The following is an 18,018-nucleotide window of genomic DNA, read 5'->3' on the forward strand; positions in this document are numbered from 1 at the left end:
GGACAGCTCCGCCGTACTCACTTGTCGACGGCGATCTCCGACGCGCCCGGTGGTCCACAGGCCTGACGCGCAGACGCGCCCGGTCACGGCCGGAGCCGCCACCGGGCGCGTCGAAGTCGATCAGGCCGGGGCGACCGCGCGCGAACGACGCATGGTCAGCACGTACTCGACCAGCGAGATCAGCACATGCTTGGTCGACTCCCGGTTACGGGCGTCACAGGCGACCACCGGTACGTCGGTCGAGATCGCCAGCGCGTCCCGGACGTCCTGCGGGTCGTGGTACTGCATCCCGTCGAAGCAGTTGATGGCCACCAGGTACGGCAGCCGCCGGTGCTCGAAGAAGTCGATCGCCGCGAAGCAGTCGGCCAACCGGCGGGTGTCGACCAGGACCACGGCGCCGATGGCACCCCGGACCAGCTCGTCCCACATGAACCAGAACCGTGTCTGACCGGGCGTACCGAACAGGTACAGGATCAGATCCCGATCGATCGAGATACGGCCGAAGTCCATCGCCACCGTGGTCGTCGTCTTGCCCGGCACCTGCCGGGTGTCGTCGACGCCCACGCCGGCGGAGGTCATGATGGCCTCGGTGGTCAGCGGTGTGATCTCCGAGACCGAGCCGACCAGCGTCGTCTTGCCGACGCCGAACCCACCGGCGATAACGATCTTCGCCGACGTCACGCGCCCGTTCGGGGCAGGCGGCCGCTGCGACATGTCAGAGCCTGCGAAGTCCACTCAGCACCCTCTCCAGCAGTTCAGTGCCCACCGCGTCGTCCGAGTCGTCCAAGATGGTCGGCTCGTGGACCGCGACCAGGCCGTCCGTCGCCATGTCGGCGATGAGCACCCGGGCCACACCGAGCGGTAGCTGCATCCGGGCCGCGATCTCGGCCAGCGACTGCACTCGTCCGTCACACAGCGCGGCGATGTACTGGTGCTCCCGGCCCTGACCGCCGTTGCCACCGGCAGCAGCGCGACCGCGCACCGTCGTCTCGACGAGCGCCTCCAGGGCGATGTCGAGCCGGGGACGGGTACGACCGCGGGTCACGGCGTACGGACGGACCAACGCCCCTGTCGGTTCGTCACGATCGATCATGTAGCCGCTCACCTCCCTCGCACCCGGCACCGGCTCTCACCCGGTGGAACCCGTCGTTGTTGTCCTCGTCCCGTACCGACCAGCTGGCCAGCCCGGTCAGCCCATCATCCCGACAGCCGTACGGGCCTGCGGGGTGAGCGCGTCACCCACCCGGTCCACGAGCAACGCCATCTCGTAGCCGACCTGACCCACGTCACAGCTGCGGGCGGCCAGTACGGCGAACGACGACCCGTCCGAGATGGACATCAGGAACAGGAAGCCGTTGTCCATCTCGACGACGGTCTGCAGCACCGCACCGCCCTCGAAGCAGCGGGCCGCGCCCTGGGTCAGGCTGACCAGGCCGGACGCGATCGCCGCCAACTGGTCGGCCCGATCCCGGGGCAGGTCGCGCGACGAAGCGAGGAGCAGGCCGTCGGCGGAAACGGCTACCGCGTGTGCGACACCCGGCACCCGGTCGGCGAAGTTGGCCAACAGCCAACCAAGATCCTGCGTACTTGTCATCCTTCTTGCTCCTTCTGCCCGCTCCTACCCGCCCGGCCGGAGCCGGACGGCGAGGATTGCTGCCCGCCCGGAGTGGCGTCCGGGTTGGCGGGGTTGTCCGAGGTGGTCCGGCCACGTTGCACACCTCGATGGTAGGCCGACAACAGACCCCGGACCGCCTCCGGCGTACGCCGCTGCACCGACGTGGTCGGCTTCTCGATCGCCCCCGGCACGAGCTGGGCCATCGGCGTCCGCTTCGGCAGGCCGGTCTGGGTCGTCCCGGCCACCGGTGCCTCGGTCGCGGCCACCGCGGCCCGCCAACCGTCGTCGGCGGCGGTCTGCCAGCTGGCGGGCTGCGGGGTGGGGCGACGGGTCACCGGGCTGTCGCCCCGACCGGGCAGATCCCCGTTCACTGTCGGCCCGTTGTCACGCGGCACGCCACCGGCCGGCGCGGTCTCTGCCATCGGTGCGCTACCTGTCGTCCCTGGTGCGGGGTACTGGAGGGCATGACCAGCGGTGTCGACGGTGGACTGCGCGGTCACGGTGCCGTTGGCCACCGGCTGCCTGGCAACGGTGGCCTCGTCCGGGCCCGGCTTGCGGGTGCGGAACCAGGCCGACTCGAGCTCCCGGAAGATCGGCAGCTCCATCGTCTCGTCCGCGTACCGCTGCTGGGGTGCCTGTTGTGGGACCGGAGGTCGCTGGCCCGCCGACGACGCGTGCCCGGCCCGCACCGGCGGTGGTGTGGGCTGTCGAGGTGCCGGCGCTGCCGTCTCGTTACGCGGCACCCGGGGCAGCTCGGTGGTCATGTCCAGGGCGGCGGCGAGCCGCTCGGGGACCGGCGGGGTGGCCGTGTCCCGCTCGGGATTGGCCACCGGCGGCCAGGCCGGCGGTGCGGCGGCACCCGGCGCGGCCCCGCCCGAGGTGGGCCGGGACGGCAGCGGAGCGCTGGGCGACCCGGAGACCGGAGCGGCCGGGCCCGGCTGACCGGCATACGGGGACGCCGACACCGGGTAGCCCGGGGCGGGCTGACCCGACACCGGGTAACCGGAGCCCGGGTAGCCGGAGACCGGCTGACCCGAGACGGGCTGACCGGAGACCGGTCGGCTGGACAACGGGTAGCCGGAGACCGGCTGACCGGAGACCGGAGCGGCCGGGTACGAGGGCGGCAGCGGTGGTGCCGACACCGGCGGGACCGGCGGGGAGCTGTACGGCCGGGCCTCCGGGCTGCTCGGCAGCTGACGCGGGATGGTCGGCTGCTGACCGGTGCTGTCCGGGTCGTCACTGCTCCGCCGCTGGGGCAGCGGGTCGATCGCCTGACCGTTCGTGGTCCGCGGGGTGAAGCCGTCCGCGCCGTTGACCCCGCCGGCACCGGTGAGGTCCGACCAGGCGGGCATCCCGCGGCCACCGTTGACGGGAGCACCGGAGCCGTTGCGCGGCGCCGGCTCCAGGGGTCGGCCCCCGAAGGTGACCTGGTTTCCGGACTCACCCTGGCGGGGGGCCGGCGGCTGGCCGTTACCGATCGCGGGAAGTGCACCGAAGGCTTGGGAGGCGCTCGATCCACCGAAGGCAGGGGCCGAGCCGGCACCACCGAAGGCGGGGGTCGAGCCGGGGCCACCGAAGGCCGGGGCCGAGCCGGTACCACCGAATTGCGGGCCGGCGCCAGGCAGGCCGGGGGTGCCCGGGGCCCGGCCGGTGAGGGCGCGGGGGACCAGCACCGAGGTGGGCAGGACGACCTCGGCCACGGTGCCCCGGTCGGTGCCCGGACGCAGCTCGACCTTGACGCCGTGCCGGGACGCCAACCGGGCGACCACGACCAGGCCCATCATCCGGGAGACCGCCACGTCCACCTGGGGTGGGGTGGCCAGCCGCTCGTTGAGGTCGGCCAGTTGCTCGGGGCTGATGCCGATGCCCCGGTCCTCGACGTAGAGCGAAGCACGCTCGCCGATCCGGCGGGCCTCGACCATCACCTGGGAGTCCGGCGGGGAGAACGCGGTCGCGTTGTCGAACAGCTCGGCGACCAGGTGGACCATGTCGTTGACCGCGTGCGCGGAGACCTCGATGTCCCGGTCGATGATCCCGAACTCGATCCGGGTGTAGTGCTCGACCTCGGACTGCGCGGCGCGCAGCACATCGATCAGGGCGGCCGGCTCACGCTGCACCCGGGTGGAGTCTGCACCGGCGAGGACCAGCAGGTTCTCGTCGTTACGGCGCATCCGGGTGGCCAGGTGGTCGAGCTGGAACAGCTCGGCCAGCCGGTCCGGATCCTCCTCGCCGCGCTCCAGCCGGTCGAGGTGGCCGATCAGCCGGTCGACCAGGATCTGCGACCGGCGGGCGAGGTTGACGAACATCGTCGCGACCGAGGAGCGGAGCGCGGCCTGCTCGGCGGCGGTACGGACGGCTTCCAGGTGGACGGCGTTGAACGCCTCGGTCACCTGGCCGAACTCGTCCCTGCTGCGGACCGGCAGCGGCTCGGCGATCTGGTTGGCCAACTGCGCCGGGGACTGTTGGCCGGTGAACTGCGGGTCACGCAGCCGGGCCACCGCCTGCGGCAGGCCGAACTGGGCGATGGACAGGGCACCCTGGCGCAGGTCACGCAGGGACCGGGCCATCGACCGGGCGACCAGGTAGGCGAAGAGGATCGCCAACAGCAGCATGCTGAGCAGCAGGCCGGTCTCCAGGAAGACCTGACGCTGGACGTCGGAGCGCAGCTCGTCGGCCTTGGCGACGACGTCGCCGTCGAGGCGCACCTCCACGGCCCGGTTGAGCTGGGCGTACGCGACCATGGCCGCGTCCCACTGGTCGGTGGTGAAGGTGAGGCCGTCCAACCTGTCGCTGTTCAGCGCGCTGACCTGGCCGGCGTAGATGTCGGCCTGACGGCGGTCGGAGCCCGAGACGCTCTGGTCCTGGAACTCGCGTTCGGCGCGGGTGGCCACCGCCTGGAAACTCTGCAGGGCCTGCTGCTCACCGGTGTTGCTGGAGATGTACAGCTCACGCAGGGCCGGGGTGTACGCCTTCTGGAGCAGCACCTGGTGCACCGCGATCCGGCGGACCGAGGCGTACTCCTTGGCGCGGGCCATCGCGGCGGCGGCCCGCATCTGGTCGCTGAGGTCGTTGTCACCGGCGAGCTGGGTGGCCGAGTCACGGATGGTGATCAGGTTGTTGATCAGACCGGTGTACCGGCTGACCGCCTCGCTGAGTCGGAGCTTGCCGTTGTAGACCTGACTCCGGACGCCGGGCATCTCCGTCAGGTCGGTGTCGATCCGGTCGAGCTGCGTCTCCAGGGTCGCCGGCAGGCCCTCGATCTCGGCGCGCTGCTGCGAGTAGGGCACCTTGGACTGATCGACCCGCTGGTTGACCCGGTTGTAGGCCTCCTGGTACTGCGCGCGGGACTGCCCCTTGGGCGAGCCGAGCAGCAGGACGGCGTTGGTGCGCTCGTCCTGGAGGGTGTTGACGAGGTCACCCGAGTAACCCACCAGGTTGGCCAGGTCACCGGCCCGGTTGGCGTTGTTGAGCGTCTGCAGGTGGTCCACCAGCCCGCTGGTGCCCACGACGACCGTGGCGATGGTCGGCACGATCATGATCAGGCCGAGCTTGGACCAGATCGGCATGTCGCGGAGCCGGCCGGCCGGCCGACGCAGACGCGACAGGAAGGAGCCCGCCGTCGTTGGCCGTTTGCTCACGTCACCGCCCTCGCGATTACAGCGCCTCCGCGTTGCCACGGGCAACGCCCAGCAACCGACCCGGCGGGTCGGACCTCCGAGATTCCATCACGGCTCCCCTGAAAGAGAAAGCCCAGGTTGTCGGTCGCCGGAGGTGTGATGAGATGTTGATGCAATTTGATCGCTATCCGTCTGGCCGGAGTCACTCAAAGTAATGGAATATCGCCATCGCGTCGTCCTGCTCGCCGGCCCGTCCGGGTCCGGAAAGTCGTACATAGCCCATCGAACCGGCCTTCCCGTGCTCTGCCTGGACGACTTCTACAAGAACGGTGATGACCCTACGTTGCCGCGACAGAACGGACTGGTCGACTGGGACGCGCCCGAGTCGTGGGACGCGGGAACGGCCGTGGAGACAATTGCCCGACTGGCCCGGCAGGGCCGGGCCGACGTACCCGTCTATGCGATCGGTGCGGATCGACAAGTGGCCACCCGGCCATTCGAGGTGACCGGATCGCCACTCTTCATCGCCGAAGGGATTTTCGCCGCCGAGATCGTCGAGGAATGCCGTCGACGAGGGCTACTCGCCGGGGCGTACGCACTGCGTCGACCGCGCGGGGCGACCTTCGTCCGCCGGCTGGCCCGGGACCTGGCCGAGCAGCGCAAGGCCCCGAAGGTGCTGATCCGACGCGGGGTGGCACTGCTGCGCGCCGAACCGGCGGTGCTGCGCCGGCAGACCGGCCTCGGTGCCGAGGCGGCCCACGCCCGGGAGATCCTGCGTCGGGTGGCCGACCTGGTCGCCGGCCACCCGCCCCGGTGATTCAGCCGATCAGCTTCGCGTACGCCGGCTTGATCACCTCGTCGATGATCGCCAGCCGCTCGTCGAACGGGATGAAGGCGCTCTTCATCGCGTTGACGGTGAACCACTGGAGCTCCTGCCAGCCGTAGCCGAAGTTCTCCACCAGCAGCGCCATCTCACGCGACATCGAGGTGCCGCTCATCAACCGGTTGTCGGTGTTCACCGTCACCCGGAACCGCAGCTCCCGCAGCAGCCCGATCGGATGCTCGGCGATCGACGCCACCGCCCCGGTCTGCACGTTCGACGACGGGCACAGCTCCAACGGAATCCGCTTGTCCCGCACGTACGCCGCCAGGCGACCGAGCGTCGGCGTAGGGCCCGGGGTGATGTCGTCCACGATCCGCACCCCGTGGCCGAGCCGGTCCGCCCCGCACCACTGGATCGCCTGCCAGATCGACGGCAGCCCGAACGCCTCGCCGGCGTGGATCGTGAAGTGGAAGTTCTCCCGCTGGAGGTACTCGAAGGCGTCCAGGTGCCGGGTGGGCGGGAAACCCGCCTCGGCGCCGGCGATGTCGAACCCCACCACCCCGGCGTCCCGGTGCCGGACGGCCAACTCGGCGATCTCCTGCGAGCGGGCGGCGTGCCGCATCGCGGTGAGCAGGGTGCCGACCCGGATCGGGTTGCCCGAGGCGGCGGCCTCCGCGCTGCCCTCGACGAAACCGGCGACGACCGCCTCGACCACCTCGTCCAGGGTCAGGTTCTGCTCCAGGTGCTGCTCCGGAGCGAACCGGACCTCGGCGTACACCACGCCGTCGGCGGCCAGGTCGAGCGCGCACTCGCGGGCCACCCGGCGCAGCGCCGGGGCGGTCTGCATGACGGCGACGGTGTGCGCGAACGTCTCCAGGTAACGCTCCAACGAACCGGAGTGCGCCGCCTCCGCGAACCACCTGCCGAGCGCCTCGGGATCGGTGCTCGGCAACTCGTGGCCCACCTCGGCGGCCAACTCGACGACCGTCGCCGGCCGCAGGCCGCCGTCGAGGTGATCGTGCAGCAGCGCCTTCGGGACCTTGACGATGTCCTCGTATCGGATTGCGACCATCCCCAGACCCTAGTCAGGTGCCCCGACCACCCGCGATCAGGCTCGCGGCCAGCCCCGCACGACGGCCAGCCCCACTACATCGCTCATGTAGTGGTATCAGCGCGAGTGGATACCACTACATCAGCGATGTTGAGTTGACCAGGAGTTCTCGGGACACCTCCGAGGCCATGTCTCCCCTGCGCCGTAGGCTGCTGCGGGTGAACGCGCCGCACTCGACCGGGCAGGCCGACGACACGACGCCCCACGACGACACGACACAGCCCGACGACACGACACACCGCGACGGCACGACGCAGGCTGACGACATGACGTCGCCCCTAGACGCGACGTATCCGCTGATCGTCGCCCGGCTGCGCTGTCCGGTCTGCGCCGAGCCGCTGGCCGCCGCCACCGACACCCGGGCGTTGCGCTGCCCCCGCCGGCACAGCTTCGACCTGGCCCGCCAGGGGTACGTCAACCTGCTCACCGGCCGTGCCCCGCACGTCGGGGACACCGCCGGGATGGTCGCCGCCCGCGCCGACTTCCTGGCCGCCGGGCACTACGACCTCATCTCGTCCACCCTGGCCGAGGCGGCGGCATCCACCCTCGCCGAGGCGGCAACGGACGGGCCGGGAGCGGACAGGCCGGGAGCGGGCTTCGGGGCGTACCCGCTGGTGGTGGATGCCGGGGCGGGCACCGGGTGGCACCTGGCGGCGGTGCTGGCGGCGGTGCCGGCCGCCGTCGGGTTGGCCCTGGACGTCGCCAAGCCGGCGCTGCGCCGCGCCGCCCGCGCCCATCCGCGCGCCGCCGCCGCGCTCGCCGACACCTGGCAGCGGCTGCCGCTGGCCGACCGGTCGGTCGCCGTGCTGCTCAACGTCTTCGCCCCGCGTAACGGCGTCGAGTTCCACCGGGTGCTCCACCCGGCCGGGGCGCTGCTGGTGGTCACCCCCACCGACGCCCACCTCGCCGAACTGGTCGACGTGCTCGGGCTGCTGCGGGTCGACCCGGCCAAGACCGACCGGGTCGCGGAAAGCCTCGCCGGGAACTTCACGTCGGAGCACAGCGCCGTGCACACCGCCCGGCTCACCCTCGACCGGGCCGAGGTGGCCACCCTGGTCGGGATGGGGCCGAGTGCCTGGCACACCGACCCGCGACGACTCGCCGCCGCGATCGACGCACTGCCCGCGCCGGTCACCGTGACCGCGTCGGTACGGCTCACCGTCTGGCGCCCCCGCTGACCCCCAGCGCCACGACGCATTGACCCGTCGACCCACGGCACTACGGCGCACCGGCCCACCCGGTGGTGAGGGACCGCGCAGCCCGGAAGCTCAGGTGGAGAGGTCGACCTCTTCCCAGCCGGGCGGCTCGTCGTGGTACGGCCCGCGCAGCATCACCGCCCACTCCAACGCCCACCGGCGCTGGCCGATCGCGTTCGCGTCCACCAGGCCGGGTAGCCGGTGACCCGACTTCTCCACCTCCAGGTACGCCCAGTCCAGGCAGTAGTGCAGGTCGAGCAGCGCGGCGGCGTCCGCCGGGTGCTGGGGAGCGGCCAGGATGCGGGCCCGCCACTGGTCGAAGGTCTCCCCGCCGGCGAGGTACGGCATCCGCTCCACCAGCCGCTCGTCCACCGGTACGGTCGGGTCGAGTTGCTTGCTCAGGCCGAGCACCCAGGAGAGCGAGAAGAGCGCGTCGTGGTGCAGGACGAACGAGCGGTGGTCGCCCTTGCCGCCCATCACGAACTGCCACTCGGGCGGGGTGACCATGTCGACCAGGTGGGATTCGAGCAGCCAGCTCATCGCCGTCTGCGCCGGCATCCCGAAGCACCTGGCCAGGATCAGGTGCAACACCGCGATACGCGCCTCGATCTCCCCGGTGGGCCGCAGTTCGATCTCGTCGCCCGGCTCCCACACCAGGGGAAACTGGGCCGGCGGCAGGGGCAGGCCCAGCCGGGACAACTCGTCGAGGCTCGCCTCGCGGACCTCCCGGGGATCGGGGGCGGCTACCAGCACGGTCGGATTCCCTGTCTGCTCACGTCGGCGTCACCGCCGTTCGGTCCCCCTGGCCTGGGAGAATAGCGCTCCGTGTCGACCGGCACCATGCCGGCCGCCCGGTTTCGGCCGCACCAGTCTCCGACCGGCTCGGTCGTTCAGCCGATCCGCTCGATGACCAGCGGCGACGTCGACGGTGCGTGGGCGGCGACCCGGACCGCCCGGGCGGCCTCGGCCCGCGCCGCCGGCAGTCGGGTCGCGTCGTCGGCGCGCAGCTCGTACAGCGGGTCGCCGGCGCGCACCGGGTCGCCGGGGCGCTTGTGCAGCACCACCCCGGCGGCGGCGCTGACCGGGTCCTCCTTGCGGGCCCGACCGGCGCCGAGTCGCCACGCGGCCACCCCGACGGCGTACGCGTCGACCGACTCGACGAACCCGTCGGCCTCGGCGCGGACCACCTCCACCTCGTTGGCGGTCGGCATCGGGGCGTCCGGGTCACCACCCTGGGCACGGATCATCGAGCGCCAGGCGTCCATCGCCCGCCCGTCGCGCAGTGCGGCGGCCGGGTCGGCGTCGGGCAGCCCGGCCGCCTCGAGCATCTCCCGGGCCAGCGCCAGGGTCAGCTCCACCACGTCGGCCGGGCCACCGCCGGCCAGTACCTGCACCGACTCGGTCACCTCGACCGCGTTGCCGACGGTCAGGCCCAGCGGGGTGGACATGTCGGTGAGCAGGGCGACCGTCCGCACCCCGTGCGCGTCGCCGAGCGCCACCATGGTCCGGGCCAGCTCACGGGCGTCCGCCACGTTCTTCATGAACGCGCCGGAGCCGACCTTCACGTCGAGGACCAGCGCCCCGGTGCCCTCGGCGATCTTCTTGCTCATGATCGAACTGGCGATCAGCGGGATCGCCTCCACGGTGCCGGTGACGTCGCGTAGCGCGTACAGCTTGCGGTCGGCCGGGGCGAGCTGGTCGCCGGCCGCGCAGATGACCGCGCCGACGTCCCGCAGCTGGGTGATGAACTCGGCGTTGCTCAGCGCCGCCCGCCAGCCGGGGATCGACTCCAGCTTGTCCAGGGTGCCGCCGGTGTGCCCGAGCCCACGGCCGGAGAGCTGCGGCACGGCACCGCCGCAGGCGGCCACCAGCGGGGTGAGCGGCAGCGTGATCTTGTCACCGACCCCGCCGGTGGAGTGCTTGTCGACTGTCGGCCGGGCCACCGCCGAGAGGTCCAGCCGCTCCCCGCTGGCGATCATCGCGGCGGTCCACCTGGCGATCTCCGGCACCGTCATGCCGCGCAGCAGGATCGCCATGGCCAGCGCCGACATCTGCTCGTCGGCCACCGACCCCCGGGTGTACGCGTCGACCACCCAGTCGATCTGGCCGTCGCTCAGGACGCCCCCGTCCCGCTTGGCCCGGATGACGTCGACCGCGGTAAAAGCACTCACCGTTGAGTTCCCTCTGAAGTCGTTGCAGAAATCGGCGTGACCACCTGCCGGTCCCGGAGGCGGCCCCGCAGGTTCGGGAGGCGGCCCCGCAGGTTCGGGAGGCGGCCCCGCAGGTTCGGGAGGCGGCCCGGCGGGTTGGGGAGGCGGCCCGGCGGGTTCAGGAGGCGGCCCAGCGGGCCGGGATCTCCAGCGGCGGCTCGCCCTCGCCGGCCCAGAAGATGGTGCCCTCCGCGTCCACCACCACCACCCTGGGCGTACGGGCCAGCCCCCAGGTGATCGCCTCCGCCGGGTCACCCCAGCTCGGCCCCTCCTCCAGCACCCCGGGCCCGGTCTCGTCGGTGTCCCCCGCCGACCGCTCCCAGTACGCCGTCCAGACCTGCTGACCGGCGGAGAGGTCCGGGTGCACGAAGACGGTCCCCCGCCCCCGCCAGGCGGCCAACCGGTCCGGCACCACAGGTACCGGGGTCTCGCCGACGACCGCCTCGATGTCGGCCACGTCGAAGGCGTGCGGCAGCAGCTCCGCCATCCGCAGCGGGCCGGTCCTCGACTCGACAAGGCACTCCGGGCCGCCGTTCTCCCAGAGCAGTTGCCGGCACCGGCCGCACGGCATCAGTGGCTCGCCTGTCGCGTCGACGCAGGACATGGCGACCAGCCGCCCGCCACCGGTGGCGTGCAGGGCGGAGACGACCCCGCACTCGGCGCAGAGGGTCACCCCGTACCCGGCGTTCTCCACGTTGCAGCCGACCACCACCCGGCCGTCGTCGACCAGGGCCGCCGCGCCGACCGGGAACTTCGAGTACGGCACATAGGCGTGCCGCATCACCTCGGTGGCGGCGGCCCGCAGCCGCTCCCAGTCGATCTCGCTCATAGCCCTCATTCTGCCCAGGTCACCGGCTCGGATGCGCGAATGGTGCCGGCCGACGCGCGCCGCCCCCGCGCTGTTTCACCAGACCCGGCCCGGCTCGGCGAGGTCTCCCCCCACCGGACCGGGCCGGATCTCAGCCCTTGACGTACGGCTTGCCGTCGGCGGCGGGTGCCCGGACCCGGCCGACCAGCCCGGCCACCGCCAGGATGGTCGCCAGGTAGGGCAGCATCGCCAGGAACTGGTTGGGGATGCTGCTGCCGATCGCGCCGAGGTAGGTGGCGAGCTGGTCGGCGAAGCCGAAGAAGAGCGCGGCGAGCAGCGCGCCGGTCGGGCTCCACCGGCCGAAGATCAGCGCCGCCAGGGCGATGAAGCCCTTGCCGCCGATCATGTTCTTGGTGAAGCTGTAGAGCGCCAGGGTGTAGGACGCGCCACCGATGCCCGCCACCACCCCGGCCAGCAGCACGTTGCGGTAGCGCAGGCCCAGCACCTTGACCCCGAGGGTGTCGGCGGCGGTCGGGTGCTCGCCCACCGACCGGGTCCGCAGCCCCCACCGGGTACGGAACAGCGCGAGGTGGATGACGAGCACCAGCAGCAGGCCGAGGTAGAGGAAGATGTTGCCCCGGAACAGCGCCGGGCCGAGCAGCGGGATGTCTTTCAGCAGCGGGATCTCCCAGTTGCCGAAGCGCGGCGCGCTGTTGTACTTCTCCGCGTCGGTCTGCATCAGCCGCTCGTAGAGGAAGCCGGTGACGCCGACCGCCAGCAGGTTGAGCACCACCCCCATGACGACCTGGTCGACGAGGTAGCGGATGGCGAAGACCGCCAGCAGCAGCGAGACGAGCGCGCCGCCGATCGCCGCCGCCACCAGGCCCACCCAGACGCTGCCGGAGAGGCTGCCGAAGAGCGCGCCGCTGAACGCACCCATCAGCAACTGCCCCTCGATGGCGACGTTGACCACACCGGACCGTTCGCAGAGCACCCCGGCCAGCGCGCCGAAGACCAGCGGCAGGGCCAGCACGAAGGTGCCCCGGACGATGTTGACCATCGGCATGAAGTTGCGGCCCTCGGGGGCGGCGGAGACCTGCCAGCACAGGAAGCTCAGCACGAAGCCGACCAGCCCGACGCCGAGGACCACTGTGAACCAGCGCTTCGGCACCCCGGCCAGCAGCGCGCCGCCGGCCGCGGCGGCGACGATCCCGAACAGGATCGCGCCGACCGTGCCGTGGATCTCCAACGCCGCGCCGCCCTCGGTCTCACTGAGGGTGAACCGGGCCTGCTGACCGGTGGCCAGCGCCCCGAACAGCACGGCGGCGAGCACGCCCAGCGCCAGCAGGACCGCGCCGGTCTTGCGTTGCCGGGTCCAGAAACCCTCGTCGACCGCGGCCACGGCGACGTCGGGAACAGCTGTGGTGGACATGCCTCACCAGCCCTTCGCGAGGCTCGTCTGCAACCGGGCGGCGCGGGCGGCCCGGAGCTGGAAGATCGCCTTCACCAGGGCCGGCGCGGCGATGAAGATGACGATTAGCGCCTGGAGCACGGTGACCAGCTCCAACGAGATCCCGGAGTACGACTGCATCCGGTTGCCGCCGGCCTGGAGCGCGCCGAACAGCAGCGCCGCCAGCAGCACCCCCCACGGCTTCACCCGGCCGAGCAGCGCCACCAGGATGCCGTCGAAGCCGATCTGCGCGATCACCAACGGGGTCAGCGCGTTCGCGGTGGAGCCGAGCACCATCTGACTGCCGCCGAGCCCGGCGAGCATGCCGGCGATCACCATCACCAGCACGTACGTCTTGGTGACGCTGATGCCGGCGGTCCGGGCCGCGTCCGGGTTGGCACCGACGGCCCGCAGCTCGAAGCCGAGCGTCGACCGGTTGAGCAGCCAGGCGATGGCCCAGGTGGCAAGCACCGCGAGCAGGATGCCGGCGTGCACCCGCAGGTTGTCGCCGAGCAGCCGGGGCAGCGCGGCAGAGGAGTCGACCGGCCGGCTGATCGCGTCCGCCCGGTCCGGGTTCTGCACCCCGTTCTGCACGATGACCCAGGACAGGAAGTAGACCGCGACGTAGTTGAGCATGATCGTGTTGATCACTTCGTGCGCGCCGGTGCGGGCCTTGAGGATGCCCGGGACGAAACCCCAGACCGCGCCACCGACCGCCCCGGCGATCAACGCGACGACCAGGTGCACCACCGGCGGCAGCGGCAACGCGAAGCCGGCCACGGCGGCCAGGATCACGCCCATCGTCGCCTGCCCCTGGGCACCGATGTTGAACAGGCCGCCCCGGAAGGCGAGCGCCACCGACAACCCGGTGAAGACCAACGGCGCGGTGTAGGTCAGGGTTTCCGAGATCGGGCTCAACGCGGCGGTGAAGCCGGACGCCTCCGGATCGAAGACCGCCCCCTTGAACAGGTTGGCGTACGCCTCGCTGACCACCGTCCAGCTCGCGTTCAGCGCGTCGGCCGGACGGGCCGTGATGTAGCCGTAGGTGGCCAGCACCTCCGGGTCCGACACGATGATCAGGACCGCGCCGACCAGCATCGCCAGCACCAGCGCGAGGACCGTGACGGTCACCGTGTTGGCGGCCCAGAGGTTGTCCAGGAAGAGCCGACCCAGCGAGGGCCGGGGCCCCGGGCCGGGCTGCTTGGGTGAGGTCATCGTGGCGCCCCGGTCGGCCTTGCCGGTCGCGGTCAGTTCCGCCTCGGTCGCCGGTTCCTTGTCCGGGGAGCCGGACACCGGGTTGGGGTTGCTCATGCCTCGTCCTCGTTACCAGGGCTCTCGGATGCCGGTGCCACGCCGCCGCCCGTACCGCCGGTCGCCTCGGCCGGGGCGGCAGCGCCACCCGCCGGAGCCGTTCCGGGCGCGGACGGAGTGGCCGCGTCACCGGTCGGGGCGGTCCCGGGCGCTGCCGAGGAGGCCGCGCCACCGGTCGGGGCGGCCCCGGGCGGGTCCGGGGTGATGCCGGCCATCAGCAGGCCGATCTCCTCGCGCGGGGTGTCCGGGCCGACGATGCCGATGATCCGGCCCCGGTACATCACCGCGATCCGGTCGGCGAGGCCGATCACCTCGTCCAACTCGCTGGAGACGACCAGGACCGCGGTGCCGACGTCCCGCTCGCGGATGACCCGGCTGTGGATGAACTCGATCGAACCGACGTCCACGCCCCGGGTGGGCTGGGCGGCGATGAAGAGCTTCAGCGGCCGGGACAGCTCCCGGGCCACGATGACCTTCTGCTGGTTGCCGCCGGAGAGGGTGCCCACCGCCGCGTCCGCCGAGGGGGTACGCACGTCGAACTGGGCGATCCGCTCCCGTGCGGAGGAGGCGATCGCGTCCGGCCGCAGCGCCAGGCCCTTGCCGAACGGCGGCCGGTCGTAGATGTCGAGGACCAGGTTCTCCGCGACGCTGAACTCCTTGACCAGGCCGTCGACGCTACGGTCCTCGGGCACGTAGCCGACCCCGGCGCGGAGCACCTTCTTGGTGGACCAGCCGTGGACCGGCTCGCCGTCGAGGCTCACCGAGCCGGCGAGCGTCGGGCGCAGCCCCATGATCGCCTCGATCAGCTCGGTCTGCCCGTTACCCTGCACGCCCGCCACGCCCAACACCTCACCGGCGCGTACGGTCAGGTCGATGCCGTCCACCGCGCGGATCTGCCGGTCGTCGTCGACGACCAGGCCGGCGACCTCCAGGATCGGCCGGCCCGGGGTGGCGGGCTGCTTGTCCACGGTGAGCCGGACGTTGCGGCCGACCATCAGCGCGGCCAACTCGTCCCGGCTCGCCTCGGGGGAGGCGGTGCCGACGGTCCGGCCGCGCCGGATCACGGTGATCCGGTCGGCGATGGCCTTGACCTCGCCGAGCTTGTGGGTGATGAAGACGATCGACTTGCCGGCCGCCTTGAGCGACCGCATGACCGTGAGCAACTCCTCGGTCTCCTGCGGGGTGAGCACCGCGGTCGGCTCGTCCAGGATCAGCAGGTCGACGTCGCGGGTGAGCGCCTTGACGATCTCGACCCGCTGCTGGATGCCGACCGGCAGGTCCTCGATCACCGCGTCCGGGTCGACCCGCAGGTTGTACCGGGCGGAGACCTCGGCCACCTCGCGGCGGGCCCGCCGCCGGTCCAGGAAGCCGACGATGCCGCCCCGGACCTGCTCGGCACCGAGCATGATGTTCTCGGTCACGGTGAAGACCGGCACCAGCATGAAGTGCTGGTGCACCATGCCGATCCCGGCGGCGATCGCGTCGGAGGGGCCCTTCAGCTTCAGCGGCTGGCCGTCGACCAGGATCTCGCCCTCGTCGGGCTGGTAGAGCCCGTAGAGCACGTTCATCAGGGTCGACTTGCCGGCACCGTTCTCGCCGAGCAGGGCATGGATCTCTCCAGGCTCCACCGTCAGGTCGATGTGATCGTTGGCGACCAGATCACCGAACCGCTTGGTGATGCCGCGCAGTTCGAGTCTCAGCGCAACCTCCTGGAGTGCGAGCGATGGTGCAGCCTAGCTGCCGGTCGACCGGCCACCGGGGTGCCGGCCGACCGGTGCGCGGACCGGCCGCCCCGACGCCCGTGGATTCCCCCACGTACGCCGGGACGGCCGGTCGTCATGCCTGGTGCCCGCCGGCCGCCGCTGCCGATGATCCCATCGCGGCGGCCGACGCGGCGGTCACTTGGTCGGCTGGGCCTTCGAGGTGACAGTGATGGTGCCGGCGGCGATGTCCGCCTTGAGCTTGTCGACCTCGGCCTTGAGGTCCGCCGGGACCTTGCTGTCGAAGTCGTGGTACGGGGCGATCGAGACACCGTTGTTGGCCAGGTTGCCGACGAAGCCCGGGGTGGCGGCGAGCTTCTCGCCACCGGCGGCCTTGAGCACGGCGTCCTTGACGGCGTCCGGGATGTTCTTGACCACGGTGGTCAGCAGCGCCGCGCAGTCCGGGGTGCTCTCGCAGCCGTCGACGTCGACCCAGACGACCGAGTACTTGCCGCCCGAGGCCTTCGCCGCGGAGGTGGTGCCGAGGCCCGCGCCACCGGCGACCGGCATGACGATGTCGGCGCCCTGGGCGACCAGCGCGTCGGAGACCTTCTTGCCCTCGTCCTGCTTGGCGAAGTCGTTGGTGAAGGAACCCTTCTGGGTCGCCTTGTCCCAGCCCAGCACCTGGACGTTCTTGCTCTTGGCCTTGTTGTAGTACGCCACGCCGTCGGCGAAGCCGTCCATGAAGATGGTCACCGGCGGGATCGGCAGGCCACCGTAGGTGCCGACCTTGCCGCTCTTGCTCATCCCGGCGGCCAGGTAGCCGGCCTGGAAGGCGGCCTGGGCGGTGTCGAACTGCATCGGGTAGACGTTCGCCGTGGCCGGGTTCGCGTCCACGATGCCGAACTGCTGGTTCGGGTTGGCGGCGGCGATCTTCTTGGTGGCGTCCGACATCAGACCACCGACGGCCAGGATGAAGTCGCACTTCTGGTTGACGTACCCGGTCAGGTTGACCTCGTAGTCCGCCTCGGCCTTCGACGCGACGTACTTGATGTCGATCTTGTCGTTGGCCTTCTTGGCCTCCTCCAGGCCCTTCCAGGCGGAGGTGTTGAACGACTTGTCGTCGATGCCACCGACGTCGGTCACCATGCAGGCGCTGTACTTCTTGTCGCCGCTGCCACCGGCGTTGTTGTCGTCGTCCGGCGCCTCACCACACGCGGCGGCACCCAGCACGAGCCCACCCGCCGCGATGGCAGAGGCGATCCGCATCCCACGCACAGAGCGCAAGACGTCTCCTTCCATTGCACACCGCCTCGTGCGGTGGCAGCCCTTGAACCGACAGGCGTTGTGCCGCCGGCATCCCACGTTACGGACGGGAGCGTAGCCCCACGCCCACCCACCGGCCGCCAATCGTGCACGACTGTTGAACGCTCGTTATCCCGGCGTAACCCGGGGGTGGGGCACATCACTCAGCGTGCCAGCGCTGACCGGCCCGGTGTCGCGAACGCCCGTTTCCCGGTGCCCCCCGCCGGCCTCGGCCGACTACCGCCAGAACACCGCCACTGCGGCCGTGACCAGGGTCAACCCGATGATCGCCAGGAAGTGGCCACGGGCCACCTGCGCCCGCTTACGGGAGAAGAAGACCATGACGAAGATGAGCAGTGCCAGCACCAACTTGGTAACAAGCTTGGCGGGTGCCGGCTCGTCGCCGTCGCGCAGCGGCGCGGAGAGGCCCAGGCCGGTCAGCAACTGGATCACCGAGCCCCAGAGCATGGCCTGGTTGACCCGCAGCCGACCGCTGACGTACTGGGCGACCGCACCGCCGAGCAGCAGCGCGAACCCGATCAGATGGACATAGAGAAGGATCAGTCGAAGAGCTTCCACGCCGGCTATCCTCCCCCATCAACGACACTTTGTAGTAGGTGGCCCACCGGCTGAGTTCAATCCGTGATCTCCCCCGTTCACCGCACACCCCTGCCCCCAGGACCGCACTCGCCACCCCGCCAGGACCGCACTCCCGGTCCGGCCCAAGCCCCTACCCCAGTACTCCTCGGCAAAGGACCGGGCGGGCCGGAACCCTCCAGACCGCACCGGTGATCAAGAGGTTTCCGTCATGTCGGACCGCTCTCATGACGCAAAGCTCTTGATCAACCCCGACGGCGGGGTGGGGGTGGGGG

Annotated in this window: 15 protein-coding genes; 2 read left to right on the forward strand and 13 right to left on the reverse strand. The window is 71.3% G+C overall.

The features are described from left to right. Positions 1–120: 120 nt before the first annotated feature. The 4 genes from AC0AIB_RS20975 to AC0AIB_RS20990 form a co-directional block, all read right to left on the reverse strand. The gene (locus AC0AIB_RS20975) at positions 121–714 is read right to left on the reverse strand and encodes a GTP-binding protein (RefSeq protein ID WP_088643912.1); all 594 of its coding nucleotides are present in this window, start codon (positions 712–714) and stop codon (positions 121–123) included. A gap of 1 nt (position 715) precedes the next feature. Then, a complete protein-coding gene (locus tag AC0AIB_RS20980) occupies positions 716–1,093 on the reverse strand; it encodes a DUF742 domain-containing protein (RefSeq protein ID WP_067304754.1) in 378 nt (125 codons plus the stop codon). Positions 1,094–1,189: 96 nt separating this feature from the next. Continuing rightward, the gene (locus tag AC0AIB_RS20985; protein WP_088643911.1) at positions 1,190–1,594 is read right to left on the reverse strand and encodes a roadblock/LC7 domain-containing protein; all 405 of its coding nucleotides are present in this window, start codon (positions 1,592–1,594) and stop codon (positions 1,190–1,192) included. Then, the gene (locus AC0AIB_RS20990) at positions 1,591–5,253 is read right to left on the reverse strand and encodes a nitrate- and nitrite sensing domain-containing protein (protein ID WP_328340251.1); all 3,663 of its coding nucleotides are present in this window, start codon (positions 5,251–5,253) and stop codon (positions 1,591–1,593) included. The genes AC0AIB_RS20985 and AC0AIB_RS20990 overlap by 4 nt, the downstream gene beginning before the upstream one ends. A 322-nt stretch (positions 5,254–5,575) precedes the next feature. On the opposite strand from AC0AIB_RS20990, the gene AC0AIB_RS20995 reads away from it, so the two are divergent. Further along, positions 5,576–6,049, forward strand: coding sequence for an ATP-binding protein (locus AC0AIB_RS20995; protein ID WP_465097313.1), 474 nt, complete (start codon positions 5,576–5,578; stop codon positions 6,047–6,049). A 1-nt stretch (position 6,050) separates the two neighbouring features. On the opposite strand, the gene AC0AIB_RS21000 is transcribed toward AC0AIB_RS20995, so the two are convergent. Beyond that, positions 6,051–7,127, reverse strand: coding sequence for an adenosine deaminase (locus tag AC0AIB_RS21000; RefSeq protein WP_465097314.1), 1,077 nt, complete (start codon positions 7,125–7,127; stop codon positions 6,051–6,053). A gap of 305 nt (positions 7,128–7,432) precedes the next feature. Between AC0AIB_RS21000 and AC0AIB_RS21005 the strand changes: the two genes are divergently transcribed. Further along, positions 7,433–8,344 carry a putative RNA methyltransferase gene (locus tag AC0AIB_RS21005; protein WP_465097315.1) on the forward strand — a complete coding sequence of 304 codons (912 nt, stop codon included), beginning with the start codon at positions 7,433–7,435 and terminating at the stop codon, positions 8,342–8,344. Positions 8,345–8,434: 90 nt separating this feature from the next. Here AC0AIB_RS21005 and AC0AIB_RS21010 read toward each other — a convergent pair whose 3' ends face one another. From AC0AIB_RS21010 to AC0AIB_RS21045, 8 genes are all read right to left on the reverse strand, one after another. Then, on the reverse strand, positions 8,435–9,115 hold the full coding sequence (locus AC0AIB_RS21010; protein WP_328340258.1) for a DUF4272 domain-containing protein: 681 nt from the start codon (positions 9,113–9,115) through the stop codon (positions 8,435–8,437). A 137-nt stretch (positions 9,116–9,252) separates the two neighbouring features. Beyond that, positions 9,253–10,533, reverse strand: coding sequence for a thymidine phosphorylase (locus AC0AIB_RS21015; RefSeq protein WP_328340260.1), 1,281 nt, complete (start codon positions 10,531–10,533; stop codon positions 9,253–9,255). Between the two features lie 157 nt (positions 10,534–10,690). Then, positions 10,691–11,410, reverse strand: coding sequence for a cytidine deaminase (locus AC0AIB_RS21020; RefSeq protein ID WP_442930577.1), 720 nt, complete (start codon positions 11,408–11,410; stop codon positions 10,691–10,693). Between the two features lie 121 nt (positions 11,411–11,531). Continuing rightward, on the reverse strand, positions 11,532–12,812 hold the full coding sequence (locus tag AC0AIB_RS21025) for an ABC transporter permease (protein ID WP_328340266.1): 1,281 nt from the start codon (positions 12,810–12,812) through the stop codon (positions 11,532–11,534). A 3-nt stretch (positions 12,813–12,815) separates the two neighbouring features. Continuing rightward, positions 12,816–14,141, reverse strand: a complete 1,326-nt coding sequence (locus AC0AIB_RS21030) for an ABC transporter permease (protein ID WP_328340268.1) — start codon at positions 14,139–14,141, stop codon at positions 12,816–12,818. Beyond that, positions 14,138–15,841: an ABC transporter ATP-binding protein gene (locus AC0AIB_RS21035; protein ID WP_465097317.1), complete on the reverse strand. Its 1,704-nt coding sequence runs from the start codon at positions 15,839–15,841 to the stop codon at positions 14,138–14,140. The genes AC0AIB_RS21030 and AC0AIB_RS21035 overlap by 4 nt, the downstream gene beginning before the upstream one ends. 198 nt (positions 15,842–16,039) lie before the next feature. After that, positions 16,040–17,110 (reverse strand): BMP family lipoprotein, encoded by a 1,071-nt coding sequence (locus AC0AIB_RS21040; protein WP_465097318.1) that lies wholly within the window; start codon positions 17,108–17,110, stop codon positions 16,040–16,042. A 273-nt stretch (positions 17,111–17,383) separates the two neighbouring features. Beyond that, positions 17,384–17,725: a hypothetical protein gene (locus AC0AIB_RS21045; RefSeq protein WP_328340270.1), complete on the reverse strand. Its 342-nt coding sequence runs from the start codon at positions 17,723–17,725 to the stop codon at positions 17,384–17,386. Positions 17,726–18,018 lie beyond the last annotated feature (293 nt).

Source organism: Micromonospora sp. DSM 43699 (genome assembly GCF_055517075.1).

Excerpts from the sequence above, each read along its gene's own strand:
- AC0AIB_RS20975 (WP_088643912.1), bottom strand. The coding sequence starts at position 714 with ATGTCGCAGCGGCCGCCTGCCCCGAACGGGCGCGTGACGTCGGCGAAG.
- AC0AIB_RS20980 (WP_067304754.1), bottom strand. The coding sequence starts at position 1,093 with ATGATCGATCGTGACGAACCGACAGGGGCGTTGGTCCGTCCGTACGCC.
- AC0AIB_RS20985 (WP_088643911.1), bottom strand. The coding sequence starts at position 1,594 with ATGACAAGTACGCAGGATCTTGGTTGGCTGTTGGCCAACTTCGCCGAC.
- AC0AIB_RS21000 (WP_465097314.1), bottom strand. The coding sequence starts at position 7,127 with ATGGTCGCAATCCGATACGAGGACATCGTCAAGGTCCCGAAGGCGCTG.
- AC0AIB_RS21005 (WP_465097315.1), top strand. The coding sequence starts at position 7,433 with ATGACGTCGCCCCTAGACGCGACGTATCCGCTGATCGTCGCCCGGCTG.
- AC0AIB_RS21020 (WP_442930577.1), bottom strand. The coding sequence starts at position 11,410 with ATGAGGGCTATGAGCGAGATCGACTGGGAGCGGCTGCGGGCCGCCGCC.
- AC0AIB_RS21025 (WP_328340266.1), bottom strand. The coding sequence starts at position 12,812 with ATGTCCACCACAGCTGTTCCCGACGTCGCCGTGGCCGCGGTCGACGAG.
- AC0AIB_RS21030 (WP_328340268.1), bottom strand. The coding sequence starts at position 14,141 with ATGAGCAACCCCAACCCGGTGTCCGGCTCCCCGGACAAGGAACCGGCG.
- AC0AIB_RS21040 (WP_465097318.1), bottom strand. The coding sequence starts at position 17,110 with ATGCGGATCGCCTCTGCCATCGCGGCGGGTGGGCTCGTGCTGGGTGCC.